This window comes from Actinomadura rugatobispora (assembly GCF_055379765.1).
Genome location: NZ_AP029191.1, coordinates 8,082,914 through 8,097,826 on the forward strand (window position 1 = coordinate 8,082,914; position 14,913 = coordinate 8,097,826).

At 74.3% G+C, this 14,913-nt stretch carries 16 protein-coding genes and 1 riboswitch; of the genes, 5 read left to right on the forward strand and 11 right to left on the reverse strand.

Translation table 11 applies throughout. The features are described from left to right. From pknB to thiO, 5 genes are all read right to left on the reverse strand, one after another. Nucleotides 1-1,911, reverse strand: coding sequence for a Stk1 family PASTA domain-containing Ser/Thr kinase (pknB, locus tag ACZ466_RS36285; protein WP_378291663.1), 1,911 nt, complete (start codon nucleotides 1,909-1,911; stop codon nucleotides 1-3). Nucleotides 1,912-2,015: 104 nt separating this feature from the next. Further along, nucleotides 2,016-2,981 carry a DMT family transporter gene (locus tag ACZ466_RS36290; RefSeq protein ID WP_378291665.1) on the reverse strand — a complete coding sequence of 322 codons (966 nt, stop codon included), beginning with the start codon at nucleotides 2,979-2,981 and terminating at the stop codon, nucleotides 2,016-2,018. A 136-nt stretch (nucleotides 2,982-3,117) separates the two neighbouring features. Continuing rightward, nucleotides 3,118-3,906 carry a thiazole synthase gene (locus tag ACZ466_RS36295; protein WP_378291667.1) on the reverse strand — a complete coding sequence of 263 codons (789 nt, stop codon included), beginning with the start codon at nucleotides 3,904-3,906 and terminating at the stop codon, nucleotides 3,118-3,120. 2 nt (nucleotides 3,907-3,908) lie between these two features. Next, a complete protein-coding gene (gene thiS, locus ACZ466_RS36300) occupies nucleotides 3,909-4,145 on the reverse strand; it encodes a sulfur carrier protein ThiS (protein WP_378291669.1) in 237 nt (78 codons plus the stop codon). Beyond that, nucleotides 4,142-5,263, reverse strand: a complete 1,122-nt coding sequence (thiO, locus tag ACZ466_RS36305) for a glycine oxidase ThiO (RefSeq protein ID WP_378291671.1) — start codon at nucleotides 5,261-5,263, stop codon at nucleotides 4,142-4,144. Before thiO ends, thiS begins: the two co-directional genes overlap by 4 nt. Continuing rightward, nucleotides 5,252-5,366: riboswitch (TPP riboswitch) on the reverse strand. (Overlaps the previous gene by 12 nt.) A 55-nt stretch (nucleotides 5,367-5,421) precedes the next feature. Here thiO and ACZ466_RS36310 point away from each other — a divergent pair. From ACZ466_RS36310 to ACZ466_RS36325, 4 genes are all read left to right on the forward strand, one after another. Beyond that, complete coding sequence (locus ACZ466_RS36310) at nucleotides 5,422-6,645, forward strand: NAD(P)/FAD-dependent oxidoreductase (protein WP_378291673.1); 1,224 nt, start codon at nucleotides 5,422-5,424, stop codon at nucleotides 6,643-6,645. A 37-nt stretch (nucleotides 6,646-6,682) separates the two neighbouring features. Beyond that, the gene (locus tag ACZ466_RS36315; RefSeq protein WP_378291675.1) at nucleotides 6,683-7,066 is read left to right on the forward strand and encodes an Rv2175c family DNA-binding protein; all 384 of its coding nucleotides are present in this window, start codon (nucleotides 6,683-6,685) and stop codon (nucleotides 7,064-7,066) included. Nucleotides 7,067-7,202: 136 nt separating this feature from the next. Then, nucleotides 7,203-7,877 carry a thiamine phosphate synthase gene (gene thiE, locus ACZ466_RS36320; RefSeq protein WP_378291678.1) on the forward strand — a complete coding sequence of 225 codons (675 nt, stop codon included), beginning with the start codon at nucleotides 7,203-7,205 and terminating at the stop codon, nucleotides 7,875-7,877. Nucleotides 7,878-7,976: 99 nt separating this feature from the next. Then, nucleotides 7,977-8,138, forward strand: a complete 162-nt coding sequence (locus tag ACZ466_RS36325) for a hypothetical protein (RefSeq protein ID WP_378291680.1) — start codon at nucleotides 7,977-7,979, stop codon at nucleotides 8,136-8,138. A 25-nt stretch (nucleotides 8,139-8,163) separates the two neighbouring features. Here ACZ466_RS36325 and ACZ466_RS36330 read toward each other — a convergent pair whose 3' ends face one another. The 5 genes from ACZ466_RS36330 to ACZ466_RS36350 all read right to left on the reverse strand — a co-directional run bounded on the left by ACZ466_RS36330 (nucleotide 8,164) and on the right by ACZ466_RS36350 (nucleotide 13,197). Next, nucleotides 8,164-9,381, reverse strand: a complete 1,218-nt coding sequence (locus ACZ466_RS36330) for a serine/threonine-protein kinase (RefSeq protein ID WP_378291682.1) — start codon at nucleotides 9,379-9,381, stop codon at nucleotides 8,164-8,166. Between the two features lie 128 nt (nucleotides 9,382-9,509). Continuing rightward, on the reverse strand, nucleotides 9,510-10,271 hold the full coding sequence (locus ACZ466_RS36335) for a glycoside hydrolase family 3 C-terminal domain-containing protein (RefSeq protein WP_378291684.1): 762 nt from the start codon (nucleotides 10,269-10,271) through the stop codon (nucleotides 9,510-9,512). Nucleotides 10,272-10,862: 591 nt separating this feature from the next. Further along, nucleotides 10,863-11,471, reverse strand: a complete 609-nt coding sequence (locus tag ACZ466_RS36340) for a glycoside hydrolase family 3 N-terminal domain-containing protein (protein WP_378291686.1) — start codon at nucleotides 11,469-11,471, stop codon at nucleotides 10,863-10,865. A 16-nt stretch (nucleotides 11,472-11,487) separates the two neighbouring features. Beyond that, nucleotides 11,488-12,039 carry a carboxymuconolactone decarboxylase family protein gene (locus ACZ466_RS36345; RefSeq protein WP_378291688.1) on the reverse strand — a complete coding sequence of 184 codons (552 nt, stop codon included), beginning with the start codon at nucleotides 12,037-12,039 and terminating at the stop codon, nucleotides 11,488-11,490. Nucleotides 12,040-12,141: 102 nt separating this feature from the next. Further along, nucleotides 12,142-13,197 carry a polyprenyl synthetase family protein gene (locus ACZ466_RS36350; protein WP_378291690.1) on the reverse strand — a complete coding sequence of 352 codons (1,056 nt, stop codon included), beginning with the start codon at nucleotides 13,195-13,197 and terminating at the stop codon, nucleotides 12,142-12,144. 217 nt (nucleotides 13,198-13,414) lie between these two features. Here ACZ466_RS36350 and metF point away from each other — a divergent pair, with 217 nt between their 5' ends. Beyond that, on the forward strand, nucleotides 13,415-14,368 hold the full coding sequence (gene metF / locus ACZ466_RS36355; protein WP_378291692.1) for a methylenetetrahydrofolate reductase [NAD(P)H]: 954 nt from the start codon (nucleotides 13,415-13,417) through the stop codon (nucleotides 14,366-14,368). Here metF and ACZ466_RS36360 read toward each other — a convergent pair. Then, nucleotides 14,311-14,910 carry a GNAT family N-acetyltransferase gene (locus ACZ466_RS36360; RefSeq protein ID WP_378291694.1) on the reverse strand — a complete coding sequence of 200 codons (600 nt, stop codon included), beginning with the start codon at nucleotides 14,908-14,910 and terminating at the stop codon, nucleotides 14,311-14,313. The genes metF and ACZ466_RS36360 overlap by 58 nt on opposite strands. Nucleotides 14,911-14,913: the final 3 nt, after the last annotated feature.

The following is a 14,913-nucleotide window of genomic DNA, read 5'->3' on the forward strand; positions in this document are numbered from 1 at the left end:
TCAGCCCCAGATGGTGACCTTGGAACCGCGGGGGGCCTGGCCGCCGATCGGGTTCTGGCCGACGACGCGGTTGCCGACGCGGCTGCCGATCTCGACCTTGAAGCCGGAGTTGCGCAGTGCCTTGCGGGCCTGGTCGATGGGCTGGCCCATGACGTTGGGCACCGGGATCTGCTCGCCGTCGCCGCGGTTGCCGTCGTTGCAGAAGAAGCCGCCGAACAGGCAGTCGCGCTCGTTGACCACGAGCGTGACCTTGTCGCCGCTCGAGACGCCGGTGCCGGGGTCGGGGTCCTGGCCGATGACCGAGCCGGGCGCGGAGTTCTCCCGCTTGCGCTTCTCGACCTTGACGTCCAGGCCCATGCCGCGCAGCTGGTTCTCGGCCTCCTGGCCGTTGCGGCCCAGCAGGGACGGCATCGACATGCCGCTGCTCAGCACGATCCGCACGCGCTCGTCCGGCGAGTGCTTCTGCCCGGCCGCGGGGCTGGTGCGCGTGACGCGGCCCTTGGCGACCGACTGGGACGGGGCGGAGCTGACCTCGCCGGGGGTGAAGCCCTTGTCCTGCAGGATCCGCCTGGCCTCGTCCTCGGACTTGCCGGTCACGTCGGGCACTTCGCGGGGCGTGCGGCCCTTGGACGGCGTCAGCGTGACGGTGGCGCCCTGGGTGACGCGGGCGCCCGGGCCGGGGTCGGAGATCGCGACCTCGCCCTTCCTGACGCGGTCGTTGAACACCGGCTCGGCCACCCGGACGTCGAGGCCGCCCTGCTCCAGTTGGTCGCGGGCGTCGGCGACGCGCATCCCGATGATCTGCTCGGGGACGCGGTCGTACTGGCCGGAGGTCTGGTACCACACGGCCCAGCCGAGGACCACCGCCGCGATCGCGCCGATGGCGATCAGCACGTAGCGGCCGGTGAGGGCGCCGATGGCGCGGTCGGCGGGGGTGCGCCGCGGCGGTGGCGGCGGCGCTCCGGTGGGCGCGGTGCGGGCGTCGAACATCCGGGTGCGGTCCGGTGGCATTCCCGCGGGCATGACGGCGGTGCCCCCCTGCGGCATCCGTTCGTCGATGTCGCGGGGGAGGCCGGCGTGCACCTCGGCCACCTCGGCCAGCATGGCGTTGGCGTCCTGCGGGCGGTCGGCGGGCTGCCGGGCGGTGGCCCGGGTGACCAGCGCGTCCAGGCGGTGCGGGAGGCCCGGCACCAGGGTGGACGGCGGCGGGACGGTCTCGTTGACGTGCTTGTAGGCCACCGCGAGGGGCGTGTCGCCCTGGTGCGGCAGCTCGCCGGTGACCAGTTCGAACAGCATGGTGCCGGCGGCGTAGACGTCCGAGCGGACGTCGGCGCTGCCCGACAGCACCTGCTCGGGGGCGAGGTAGCCGACGGTGCCGATGATCATGCCGGTCTTGGTCATCCCGGACGCGGTCTCGGCCCGGGCCAGCCCGAAGTCGGCGACCTTGGCCTGGCCGTCCTCGGTGATGAGCACGTTCTCGGGCTTGACGTCGCGGTGCACCAGCCCGGCCCGGTGCGCGGCGCCCAGCGCGGCCAGCACCGGCTGCATGACCTCCAGGGCCTCGCGGGGGCCGAGCCGTCCGCGTGCGGTGAGGAGGTCGCGCAGCGTGCGGCCGCGGACGTACTCCATCACCAGGTACACGTGCTCGCCGTCGGTGCCCTGGTCGTAGACGGCGACCACGTTGGGGTTGGACAGCGCGGCGGCGGCCTTGGCCTCGCCGATGAAGCGGCGGACGAACTCGTCGTCGGCGGCCAGGCCGGCGTGCATGACCTTGATCGCCACGGTGCGGTCGAGCCTGATGTCGCGGGCCACGTAGACCGTGGCCATCCCGCCGCGCGCGATCCGGGACTCGATGCGGTAGCGCCCGTCGAGCACGCGCCCGACGAGGGGATCAGCGACCGTAGTGTCCATCAGAGCGAGTGTAAAGGCCTTCCCGGGCGGTTCCCATCAGCCGGGAGGATGACCTCCCCGGCTGATCTTGGCGGCGGGGTCGGGCCTTCTCAGGCCGCCGGCCCTCATCGTACGGCCTCTTCGCCCGCCCGTCCGGGTTCCAGGGGAGTTGGTCCGGTAATGGGGCTTTCGTCCGAAAATTTTACCTTCGGACGTCCGCGGCGGCGGGAGACCGCCACCCCGGCCAGGCAGAGCAGGCCGCCCGCGAGCGTCAGCGCGCCGGGCACCTCGCCGAGCGCCGCCCACGACATCACCACCACCAGGGCCGGGACCGCGTACGTCGTGGCGCCCATCCGCCCCGCCGACGTCCGGGCCAGCGCGTACGCCCAGGTGGTGAAGGCCAGCGCGGTCGGGAAGACGCCCAGGTAGATCATGTTGAGCGTCGCGGCGGTGGAGGCGCCGGCGGCCTCGCCCGCCAGTTGCCCGGCGAAGGGCAGGCAGGCCAGCGCCCCGATCGCGCAGCCGAAGGTGGTGACCTGCAGCGCGCTCGCGTGCCGCAGCGCGGGCTTCTGGCTCACCACGCCCGCCGCGTACGTCACCGCCGCGACCAGGCACAGCAGCACGCCCAGCACCGGCGAGCGGCCCTCGCCCGACATCGAGAACCCGACCACGACCGCACCGGCGAACGACACCGCCATCCCGGCCAGCAGCCCGCGGGGGAAGCCCTCCTTGAGCAGCCAGCCGCCCAGCAGCGCGATGAGCAGCGGCCCGACGTTGACCACCATCGCGGCGGTGCCCGCGTCCACCTGCTGCTCGCCCCAGTTCAGCGCCACCATGTAGAGGCCGAACCACAGCACGCCCGAGGCGGCGATCCCGGGCCAGGCCGCCCGCGGCGGCCATCCCGCCCGGCGGACCAGGCAGATGACGGCCAGCGTCACCGTGCCCGACAGCAGCCGCCCCAGCGCCAGGGCGCCGGGGCTGTAGTCCTCGCCCGCGCTGCGGATCGACACGAACGCCGACGCCCACAGCACGACGGTGACGCCCGCGGCCGCCATGGCGAGTCGCCCGGCGGCCGATTCCTCCTGGTCCATGCGCCGCACCCTAAGTCGCTGTTTCTTCCACCGACACCGAACGATTCCGTGCGGTTGCAGTTGGACACGCCCAGTTTGAGGTGCGGCGATCTTTCAGGTCCAGCGAATATTTCTCCGGGGACGTTTTAACGATGCTTCACTGTCCGGTGGCGATGCCCTCCCAGGGCGAGGACGCCTGCGCGTAGCGGCGCATCGGGATCCGGCCGGCCTGCCGGGCCAGCCGCCCCGCCTCCACGGCGTGCCGCATCGCCGCCGCCATCCGCGCCGGATGCTGCGCCCGGGTCACGGCCGTCGCCAGCAGCACCGCGTCGCAGCCGAGCTCCATCGCCAGCGCGGCGTCGCTGGCCGTGCCCAGACCCGCGTCCAGGATCACCGGGACGCCCGCGCCCTCCACGATCAGCTCGATGTTGTGCGGGTTGCGGATGCCCAGGCCGGAGCCGATGGGGGAGCCCAGCGGCATCACCGCGGCGCAGCCCACCTGCTCCAGGCGGCGCGCCAGCACCGGGTCGTCGCTGGTGTACGGGAGCACCGTGAAGCCGTCGTCCACCAGCTGCTCGGCCGCCTCGACCAGCTCGATCGGGTCGGGCAGCAGGGTGTGCTCGTCGGCGATGACCTCCAGCTTCACCCACGGGGTGCCCAGCGCCTCGCGGGCCAGCTTGGCGGTCAGCACCGCCTCGCCCGCGGTGAAGCAGCCGGCGGTGTTGGGCAGCACCCTGATCCCGCAGTCGCGCAGCACGTCCAGCACCGAGCCGCGGGCCGACGGGTCCACCCGCCGCATCGCGACGGTGGTGAGCGTCGTGCCCGACGCCAGCAGCGCCTCGCGCAGCACGCTCATGCTGGGCACCCCGCCGGTGCCCATGATCAGCCGCGAGCCGATCTCCTCGCCCGCGATCACCAGCGTGTCGTCGTTCGCCCGGGGATCCACCTTCAGCCTCCCTGCACGGCGGTCAGCACCTCGAGCCGATCCGCCTCCGCCAGCGTCGTCGCGGCCCAGTCGGACCGCCGTACCACCTCGTCGTTGAGCGCCGCGGCCACGCCCGAGGCGTCCGGGCCGGAGCGCCCGGTCACCGCGGCGACCGCGTCCGCCACGGTGGTGTCCCCGGGCAGTTCGCGCGGCTCCCCGTTGACCACCACGTTGATCATCGTCGTCGTCTCCTCGGTCATGGCGCCGCCACCAGGCGGTCGGGGGTGAACGCGGCTCCGACCTCGGGCACCGTGCCCTCCAGCAGCGCCTCGGAAAGGATGTCCGCGCTGACCGGGGTCAGCAGGATGCCGTTGCGGAAATGGCCGGTGCCGATGACCAGGCCGGGCAGCGCCGCCGGCCCCATCACCGGGGCGTTGTCGGGCGAGCCGGGCCGCAGCCCCGCCGACACCTCCGCGAACTCCAGCTCGGTGATGCCCGGCAGCAGCTCGCGCGCGTCGCGCAGCAGCTCCCACAGCCCCCCGGCCGTCACCCGCGTGTCGAAGCCCATCTCCTCCTGCGTGGCGCCGACCACCACCTCGCCGTCCTCGCGCGGCACCAGGTAGATCGGGGAGCCCCTGACCACGCCGCGGGTGCAGCGCCGCAGGAACGGCACCCTGGTACGGAGCCGGATCACCTGCCCCTTCACCGGGCGCACGGGTGGAACGATCCCGGGCGGCAGCCCCTCCAGGTCGCCCGACCACGGCCCGGCGGCCAGCAGCACCCGGTCGGCGCGGATCTCGGCGCCGCCCGCCAGCCGCACCCCCGCCGCGGCGCCGCCCTCGACGATCACGGCGGCGGCCCGCTCGCGCACCAGCCGCGCGCCGTGCCGCTCCGCGGCGGCCAGCAGCGCCGGGGCCAGCCGCCTGGGGTCGATCGCGCCGTCCTCGGGGGCCAGCAGCCCGCCCCGCACGCCCGGCGCCAGCATCGGCTCCAGCCGACGGCACTCGCGGCCGGTCAGCGCCTGGACGGGGATGCCGAGCGACTCCTGGAAGCGGCGCAGATCGTCCAGATGCCGCAGGTCGTCGGCGTCGAAGGCGACCTCCAGGAGCCCGTCGGAGCGGTAGCCGGTCGGCAGCCCGGTGTCCTCCTCCAGTTCGGCGGCGAACGCGCCGTACCGGTCGCGGGAGGCCAGGCCCAGCCGCAGCAGCGGCTCCTCGCCGTAGTTCAGCTCGCTGACCGGGGTGAGCATGCCCGCCGCGACGGCGGTGGCGCCGCTCCCGGGGGCCGGGTCGATCAGGGTGACGGCGGCGCCGCGCGCCGCGACCCGCCAGGCGGTCGCCAGGCCGATGACGCCCGCGCCGATGATCGCGATGTCCATCCCGCTCCCTTCGCCGGCATGATCCGGATCAGGTCCAAGCGGTCGGCGGCCCGTCCTAGCCGCCCTCTCAGCCCGGTCGTACCGGACTCCCGCGCACTTTCCCCCCAAGCCTACGTCGCCCGCGGGTCGCTTCCGGCCGCCGACTAGGGTGTGCCGACATGGAGAGCGTGGTCGTGGTGGGCGGCGGGCTGGCCGGGGTGCGCGCCGTCGAGGCGTTGCGGGCCAAGGGATTCCAGGGCGAGCTGACCCTGGTCTCGGAGGAGCGGCACCGGCCCTACGACCGGCCGCCGCTGTCGAAGGCGGTGCTGGCCGGGGAACGGGACGACACGACCGTCGACGCCGACTGGGACGCGCTGCGCGTCCGGCTGCTGCTCGGCGAGCGCGCCACCGCGCTGCGCCCCGCGCCCGAGCCCGGAGGCGGCGGCACCGTCGCCACCACGGCCGGCGACCTGCGCTTCGACGGGCTGGTCATCGCCACCGGCGCCACCCCCGTCACGCTGCCCGGCGACGGGCCCCAGCGGGTGCTGCGCACCATCGACGACGCCCGCGCCCTGCGCGGCCGGCTGACCGTGGGCGCCCGCGTCGTCATCGTCGGCGCGGGCTGGATCGGCGCCGAGGTGGCCACCACCGCGGCCAGGAAGGGCTGCGCGGTCACGGTCGTCGAGGCGGCCGACACCCCGCTGGCCAACGCGATCGGACCGGAGGTCGGCGGGCTCACCGCCCCCTGGTACGCCGAGGCGGGCGTGGAACTGCGCACCGGCGTCAAGGTCGCCGCGATCGAGCCCGGCGGCCTGGCCCTGGCCGACGGCGACCGGATCGCCGCCGACGAGGTCGTGGTCGGCGTCGGCGTCCGCCCCCGGCTGGACTGGCTGGACGGCTCGGGCCTGCTCACCGAGGGCGGGATCGTCACCGACGCCGCGTTCCGCGCCACCGTCGGGGAGGGCCCCGCCCGCCGCGACATCGTGGCGGTCGGCGACTGCGCCGCCTGGTGGTCGGAGCGGTACGGCCGCCGCCTGCTCATCGAGCACTGGGACACCGCCCTGAACGCCCCCGACGTCGCCGCCGCGACCCTCCTCGGCCAGGACGCGTCCTACGACGCCGTCCCCTACTTCTGGTCGGAGCAGTTCGGCCGGATGGTGCAGTACGCGGGCCACCACCCCTCCGCCGAGCGCCTCGTCCACCGGGGCGACCCGGCGGGGGCCAAGTGGGCCGTCTGCTGGCTCACGGGCGACCGGCTTGAGGCCGTCCTCACCGTCGGCCGCCCGCGCGACGTGATGCAGGCCAGGCGGCTGATCGCCGCCGGAACGCCGGTCGACCCGGAGGCCGTCGCGGACCCGGACACCCCCCTCAAGGACGCGGTGCGGACTGGAGGGGACTCCTGAGGGTTTGAGCGACATGGGGGCGTGGTAGGCAGGGGGCGTGACGCAACTGCACGCAACCGTAGAAAGCGCTCTCGATCCCCGGACCGACTCCCTCGTCGGAGAGTGGCTCACCCTCAAGCAGGCGACCGAAGCCCTCGGGATCAAGCAAAGCAGGGTCAAGCAGCTGCTCAGCGAGCGCAAGCTGCTGGCGGTCCGCCGCGACGGCGCCCCGATGGTGCCCGCGGAGTTCATCAAGGACGGGCAGGTCATCAAGGGGCTTCCAGGCACGCTGACGCTGCTGTCGGACGCGGGCTTCGACGACGTCGAGACGCTGCGCTGGCTGTTCACCGCCGACGACACGCTGCCCGGCACCCCCGTCCAGGCGCTCAGTGAGAACCGCGGCACCGAGGTCCGGCGGAGGGCCCAGGCGCTGGCGTTCTGAGGGGCGCCACCGGACGGGGTCCGGCGGAACGCACATGACAGGATGACGGGGTCACGCGCGGCGGCCACGCCGCCGCGTGCGGCCCCGTCATCGCATTGATCGTCTCTCCCGACCGCGGAAGGAACCCGCCTTCACCGTGTCCAGGCATCTGCTCTCCGACCGCGCGGTCGCCCTGCGCGCCCGGCTCAGCCGGGCCCGCCTCTACCTCTGCACGGACGCCCGGGAGCGCCAGGGGGACCTGCCCGGCTTCCTCGACGCGGCGCTCGCGGGCGGCGTCGACATCGTCCAGCTCCGGCAGAAGGGGCTGGAGGCGCGGCAGGAGCTGGAGCACCTGCGGGTGTTCCGGGAGGCCTGCGACCGGCACGGGGCGCTGCTGGCGGTCAACGACCGGGCCGACATCGCGCACGCGGTGCAGGCCGACGTGCTGCACCTGGGCCAGGACGACCTGCCGGTCCCGGCCGCCCGCGCGATCGTGGGCGAGGACATCCTGATCGGCCGGTCCACGCACTCCGACGAGCAGGCCTCCGCGGCCGCCGCCGAACCGGGCGTCGACTACTTCTGCGCCGGGCCGGTCTGGCCGACGCCGACCAAGCCGGGCCGCGCGGCGCCGGGCGTGAAGCTGCTGGAGTACGTGGCGGCGCGGCGCGAGGTCCGCCCCTGGTTCGCGATCGGCGGGATCGACTCCGGCAACGTGGCCGAGGTGCTGGACGCGGGCGCCCGCCGGATCGTGGTCGTCCGGGCGATCACCGAGGCCGCCGACCCGCGGGCGGCGGCGGAGGAGCTGTCCCGGCGGCTGCCCGCGGCAGGCTGACCCCCGCGGCGGCCCTGACCCGGCGGGTGGGGCGGATCACTCGGTGCGCTGGATCACATCGGCGGTCGATCATGACCGCCGATGCCCGAGAATGGGGCCATGAGCCTGGGACCCGATGACGAGCGCCCGGTGGATCTGTCCGACGACGACCTGGAGATCCTGCCGGACCAGACCTCCGACGACACCGACGCCGGCTGGGGTGACTGGCGCGGCGGCGACGACGACACGCGCCTGACCGAGGACCGCCCGCCGCACTGGTGATCCGGGCCGCGGAGCTCTAGAAGCTCTAGAAGAGAATGCCCAGCACGAATCCGGCCGCCATGACGGCGGCGAGCGCCACCATCATCCGCCACCGGTAGCGCGGGATGCGCTTGGGCCGCGGCTTGGGCACGGGGGCCCGACCCTCCCGCAGCGCCCGCACGAGCTGGCGGGCGGTGGGCCGGGCGGCGGGGTTCTTGTCGAGGCAGCGCGCGGCCAGTTCGCGCAGCGGCCCCTCCAGATCGCCCAGGTCGGGCCGGCGGCCGGTGACCCTCCGCATGACGGCCGCGTCCGGGCCGGTGCCGAACGGCGGCTGCCCGGTCGCCGCGTACACCATCGTGGCGCCCCAGGCGAACACGTCGGCGGGCGGGCCGACCGGCTCGTCCTCGATCTGCTCGGGCGCCATGTACGCGGGGGTGCCGGCGCGTCCCGCGCCGCGCGGGGCGGCCTCCGGCACGCGGGCGACGCCGAAACCGGTGACCTTGGCGCCGTCCGGGCCCAGCCGCACGGTGCCGGGCCTGAAGTCGCGGTGCACGGTCCCGGCCTTGTGCAGCGCGGCCAGCGACCCGGCGGTGCGCAGCGCGAGCCGCTCCAGCCGTTCGGGCGGCAGCGGGCCGTGCTCCTCGACGACCTGCCGCAGCGTCGGGCCGTCGACGAACTCGCTGACGACGTAGGGCCGGTCGCCGGTGACGTCGGCGTCCAGGACCAGCGCGGTGTGCCGTCCGGCGACCTGGAGCGCGGCCTCGGCGTCCTGGGCGAGGCGGGCGCGGGCGCGCTCGCCCGGGGCGGCGGCCCCGCCGCGCAGCAGCGTGACCTTGACGGCCGCGCCGTCCTCGTCGCGGGCGAGGTAGACCACGCCCCGGGCGCCCGCGCCCAGGCGCTCGACCAGGCTGTAGGGGCCGAGGCGGCGCGGGTCCTCGGGCGTCAGCGGCTGCGCGTCGTGGCTCGCGGGACGCGATTCGGCGGCGCGCGCGATGCCGTCAGGGCCCGATTCGGCCTCGGGTGCTTCGCGCGCGGCCCGGTCGTCGCCGGTCGAGCCGGCCCTGGTGAAACCGAACGCGGCAGGACGGGGCGCGGCGGGGTCGGTCGCCGCGGGGTCGGCGGGCGCGCGCCCGGCCGGGCGGGGCCCGCCGTCGTACGCGCCGTCGGCGGCGGCCCGGTCGCGGCGCGGACGGTCGAAGCGCGAGAACTCCGCGCCGCCGTGGCCGGCCTCGGCGGAGCCGCGCACGCCGGACGGGACCGGCACGGGACGAGGGGTCGTCCTCGCTCGGGAGGGATCGTGCGGCACTGGGGGACTCCGACTCGGCGGGGACGGACGAAGAATGCCTTATTTTTACCGCGTGCCCGTGGCATGCGGCAGCGAAACGATCGATCTTAACCCGGGCAGGCGGCCCCGCCCTGCGCGAAGGAACCCCGCAGGGCACCGTCCCGGGACGACCCGCCGACCGTCACTTTGTAGCAGCCGGGTGCGATCTTCCACGCACCGGCCCCTTCGTCCCAGTACGCCAGGGACCGGCCGGACAGCGGGAAGGTCACGCGCGAGCTCTCGCCCGGAGCGAGCCTCAGCTTCTCGTAGCCCTTGAGCTGCCGGGGAGGCTGGGGCACGTCCGCTCTGGGCGAGGGCAGGCCCAGGTACAGCTGCGGTACGGCGACGCCCGCGCGGGTGCCGGTGTTGGTGACGGTGACCTGGACCGAGCCGGGCCGTACGACCAGGTCGCCGTAGCTGAACGTGGTGTAGGACAGCCCGTGCCCGAACGGGAAGCGGGGCTCGAGGTCGTTGGCGTCGTAGTGCCGGTAGCCGACCATGACCCCTTCGGAGAACGTCACCGTCCGGTTCAGGCCAGGGAACTGCGCCGCGCCTCCGGCGGCCGTGGGGATGTCGCCCTCGTCGACGGGGAAGGTCACCGGCAGCCGCCCGCCCGGGTCGACGTCGCCGTACAGGACGCGGGCGAGCGCGTGCCCGGCCTGCTGGCCCGGGTACCAGGCGGCGAGGACGGCCTTGACCTCGCCCGCCCACGAGGTCAGGACGGGCCCGCCGGTCTCCAGGACCACCACCGTGTTCGGGTTGGCCCTGGCCACCTCGGAGATGAGGGCGTCCTGGTCGCCGCGCAGCGCCCCAGCTTGCCGAACCTGCACATGAGGGCGGCCGGCTCGGCGCCCCGGCGTCGCGGCGGGCGCTGGCCGAGATCGCCCGGACGGCCTGCCGCCGCCCGTCCGCCGACCGCGGGGAGTACGGCCGGAACGGGGCCCCGCCCCGCCTTGCGCCGGGCGCCGTCGGTACGCGGCGCCGCCCGGCGCGGGCGTCCCTGACGGCCGTCTCGACCAGGTAGATCTCCCGGATATCCAGGAAGAGCCGGTCGGTCTCCTGGGTGTAGACGGCCATGTGCTTGACGGAGGCCATCACCGTTCCTAAGGACTGTGCATGAGTTGCTCAGCCGCGCGCCGCGAACGGTCTTGGACGCACTGGTCCCCGGCGTACTCGACCCCGGGGCGGCGACACGCATCGCGTGCGTGGTCCGTTCCCGGGAGGCCGGTTCCCTCTACGACCTGGCCATGTGGGCTCGACCAGAGGCGACGGGGAGGCCCCAGACCATCACTCCGGTGGAAAGGGGGCCCCGCACGCTGACATCGAACCCGGCGTCCCAGATCGCGCTACTGAAAGTACGGGGTTGAACACAAGCCGTCAAGTCGGATCACTTGATCGCCTGCGTTTTCACTCAACCGACCTCACAGATGAACAGTTCGAACCCGTTGGCTCTGGGCGCCGCGGATCCAGGCGGCCCCGAGCCCCGCCGCGAGGTGGGGGTCCTCGCCGAAGCCCTCGAACGTGCGGCCGTTCCGGGGGGTGCGCAGGACGTCCACGGTGGGGCCGAAGATGACGTCGTTCCCCCTGTGCCGGGCCTCCCACCCCACGACCTGGCCGTACCTGTGGGCCATCTCAGGGTCGAACCCGGCGGCGAGCGCGATCGGCGCGGGAAGCGCGGTCGCCTTGCCCTGCCGTACACCGGCGGGGCCGTCGGCCATGTAGAGCGGGGGGATGCCCAGGCGGGGGATGCCGTTGTTGGTGTCGGCGTGCGCGGTCTCCAGGAACCCGCCGAGCGGGCCGCCCATCGGATCGTCGGCCGCCAGCAGCGCGATCTTCTCGTCCACGGTCATCGCCTGGAGCAGCAGGCCCGCCCGCGCGTCGGGCGCGAGCCCGGTCGCGCACCAGGGCCGCTCGGCCGGGTCGCCGCAGCGCCCGGCCTGGCCGTGCGCGGGCTGCCCCGGGGCCGCGACCAGCGCGAGCACGGACGCCAGCGCCCCCGCGGCCGAGGTCCACCGCCTCGTCCCGCCCATCAGCGCCGCCGGGGCATCAGTGGTCCGCCTCCGGCTGGACGCGCAGCGCGTTCAGCGCGAACGCCACCATGTGGTAGTGCCCGACGAGGATCACCAGCTCGATCAGCTCGTTCTCCCCGAACCGCCCGGCCAGCGCCGTCCACGCGGCGTCGCTCAGCGTGCCGTGGGCGTTCAGCTCGTCGGCGGCGTCCAGGACCGCCCGGTCGTCCTCGTTCCAGGGGTGCTCGTCCAGGCCCAGGCGCAGCGCGGCGATCTCGTCCTCGGTGAGGCCCGCGTCCAGGCCGATGCGGTGGTGGTGGGTCCACTCGTACTCGCACGCGCGCAGGTGGGCGGTGCGCAGGATCGCCAGCTCCCGGACGCGGCCGCTCAGCGTGCCCTTGAGCAGCAGCATCGAGCCGAACCCGATCCAGGAGTCGAACAGCTCGCGGTGGCGGCCCAGGGTGGTGAAGATGTTGAGGGGGCCGGTGGCGGCGGCGACCGCCTTGAGCGTGTCGTGCCACTCGGCCTCGGGCAGCGGAGGGACGCGCGGCGTGCCGGGACCGGGCGCCGGGGCTGGATCATGGGACATGGCGCCATTTGTGCCACCGAATGGTGGGACAGTTCTACCCCGCGGTGCGATCTGGCCACATCGCGCCACCGCCGGAACACCGGCGTCACCGGCCCCGCGGCGTCAGGCCTGGCGGGCGGTCGCGGCGACCGCCAGCTCCTCCAGCGCGATCCGCGCCTCGCCGGTGATCGGGGCGGCGGCCAGCGCCGCGGCCGCCTGCCCGGCGTACCGCTCGATCATGGCCTCGCAGGCCGCCAGCCCGCCGGTGTCCTCGATGATCGCGCGCAGCTCGTCCACGCCGTCCCGGTCCAGGCCCGGATCGCCCAGCAGCCGCTCCACCACCGCGGCCCGCGCCGCGTCGGCACGTTCCAGCGTCTGCGCGACCAGCACCGTCCGCTTGCCCTCCCGCAGGTCGTCCCCCGCGGGCTTGCCGGTCTCGGCCGGGTCGCCGAAGACGCCGAGCACGTCGTCGCGGAGCTGGAAGGCGATCCCCAGCGGCCGCCCGTACGAGCGCAGCGCCTCCACGACCTCGGGGGAGCCCCCGGCCAGCGTCGCGCCCAGATGCAGGGGCCGCTCGATGGTGTACTTGGCGCTCTTGAACTCCACGACCCGCAGCGCCGCGTCCACGGTGCCGGTGCCGCGCACCCCCTCCAGCAGATCGAGGTACTGGCCGCACATGACCTCGGTGCGCATCAGGTCGTACACCGCCCGGCCGGGTCCGATCCGCTCCGGGGAGATGCCGCTGGACTCGTACATCTCGCTGGACCAGGCCAGGCACAGGTCGCCGAGCAGGATCGCGGTGCCCTCGCCGAACGGCGCGGCGGGCCCGGACCAGCCCGCCTCCGTCGCCAGCGCCTGGAAGCGCCGGTGCACGGACGGCTGCCCGCGGCGGGTGTCGCTGGAGTCCATGACGTCGTCGTGGATCAGCGCGCTGGCCTGGAGCAGCTCCAGCGACGCCGCCGCCGTGACGACCCCCTCGCGCGGCTCCTTGCCCCCGGCGGCCTGCCAGCCCCAGTAGCAGAACGCGGGCCGCAGCCGCTTCCCGCCGGCCAGCAGCGAGTCCAGCGCCGCCAGCAGGGGCGCCAGCTCGGGGCTGATGGCCAGCAGACCGGGACGCTGCCGGTCGACGAATGCCAGAAGTGCCGCGTCGACCTCTTTGCGGATGCGGCTCATGGACATGCCGTGATCGTATCCAGTGGGGTGGTCACTCTCCTCCACCGAGGTATGAGTATTTCATCGAATGTAAGGAAATTTCCCACCTGGCCCCATGTTCAATCCATGCCCGGCCGCCACGGAGCCGGACATGGCGCGCTCCGGCGCAGGTCGGGAGCGATAGGGGGCGTCCGCACAGAGTCTGGGGTCGTCCCGCAGCGGGGAAACTCATTACCCTTGGGGGATGCGACGCGAACGCCCTGACCGAGCCCCCACCATCCGCGAGCTGCTGGCCGCCGGTGGCAGGTCATTCTCCTTCGAGTTCTTCCCGCCAAAGACCGAGAACGGCGTCCGCAACCTCTGGCGCGCCATCCGCGAGCTGGAGACCCTGCACCCGACCTTCGTGTCGGTGACCTACGGCGCGGGCGGCGGCACCCGCGACACGACGGTGGACATCGTCGAGCGGATCGCCACCGACACCACCCTCACGCCCGTCGCGCACTTCACCGCCGTCGACCACTCCACCGCCGAGCTGCGCAACCTCATCGGACGGTTCGCCGCCGCGGGCGTGCGCAACCTGCTGGCGCTGCGCGGCGACCCGCCCGGCGACCCGATGGGCGAGTGGATCAAGCACCCGGAGGGCGTGGAGTACGCCGCCGAGCTGGTGCGGATGATCCGCATGTACGGCGACTTCTGCGTCGGCGTCGCCGCCTTCCCCTACAAGCACCCCCGGTCGGACGACGTCGAGAGCGACACCCGCCACTTCGTGGAGAAGTGCCGGGCCGGCGCCGACTACGCGATCACCCAGATGTTCTTCCGCGCCGAGGACTACTTCCGGCTGCGCGACCGCGTCCAGGCCGCCGGCTGCGACGTCCCGATCATCCCGGGCATCATGCCGGTCACCCAGATGAGCACCATCGAGCGGTCCGAGCAGCTGTCGGGCGCGCCGTTCCCGCCCGAGGTCAGGGAGCGCTTCGACGCCGTGGCCGACGACCCCGAGGCGGTGCGGCGGCTGGGCGTCGAGCACGCCGCCGAGCTGTGCCGGGAACTGCTCGAGCAGGACGCCCCCGGCATCCACTTCATCACCTTCAACAAGTCCACCGCGACCCGCGAGGTGTACGGGCTGCTGGACGCCGCGTCCTACGCCGTGCCCGGCCCGTACGGCGCCAGCGGCAGCGTCGCCCCCATCACCGCATAGGGCGGGCCGCCGCCGGGGAACTCGAACGCGGTCAGCAGATCGATCATGCCGACCGACCGGTACAGATGCTGCGCGGGGGTGTCCTCCCGGCCGCGGTCCAGCGTCGACAGCACCACGGTCCGCTCGGGACGGCCCTCGCACAGGGTGTTCAGCAGCCGCCGCCCCAGCCCCTGCCCCTGGTGGTCGGGGTGCACGTGCAACTCGGCCACCTCGAACGGGTCGTCCAGCCACCGCGCCGCGTGGTCCTCGCCGGACGGCCCGGCCAGCGCCCCGCGCACCACGTCGTGCCACCACTGGCCGCGCTCGCCGTGGAACCCGTAGGCGAACCCGCGGACGGCGCCGCCGCCCGGCAGCGCCGGACCGCGCCGCTCGGCCACCACCGCCCGGAACCCCGGGTACGCCGCGTGCCGCTCCATGATCGTGCGCCGGCCGGGCAGCTGTTCCGCGGGCGGGCGCATCGCCGCCGCGTACACCGCGAGGATCGGCCCGAGCCGGCGCAGGAAGGCGCGGTGATCGATGTCGCGCAGCTTCGCTTCCCTCACCCG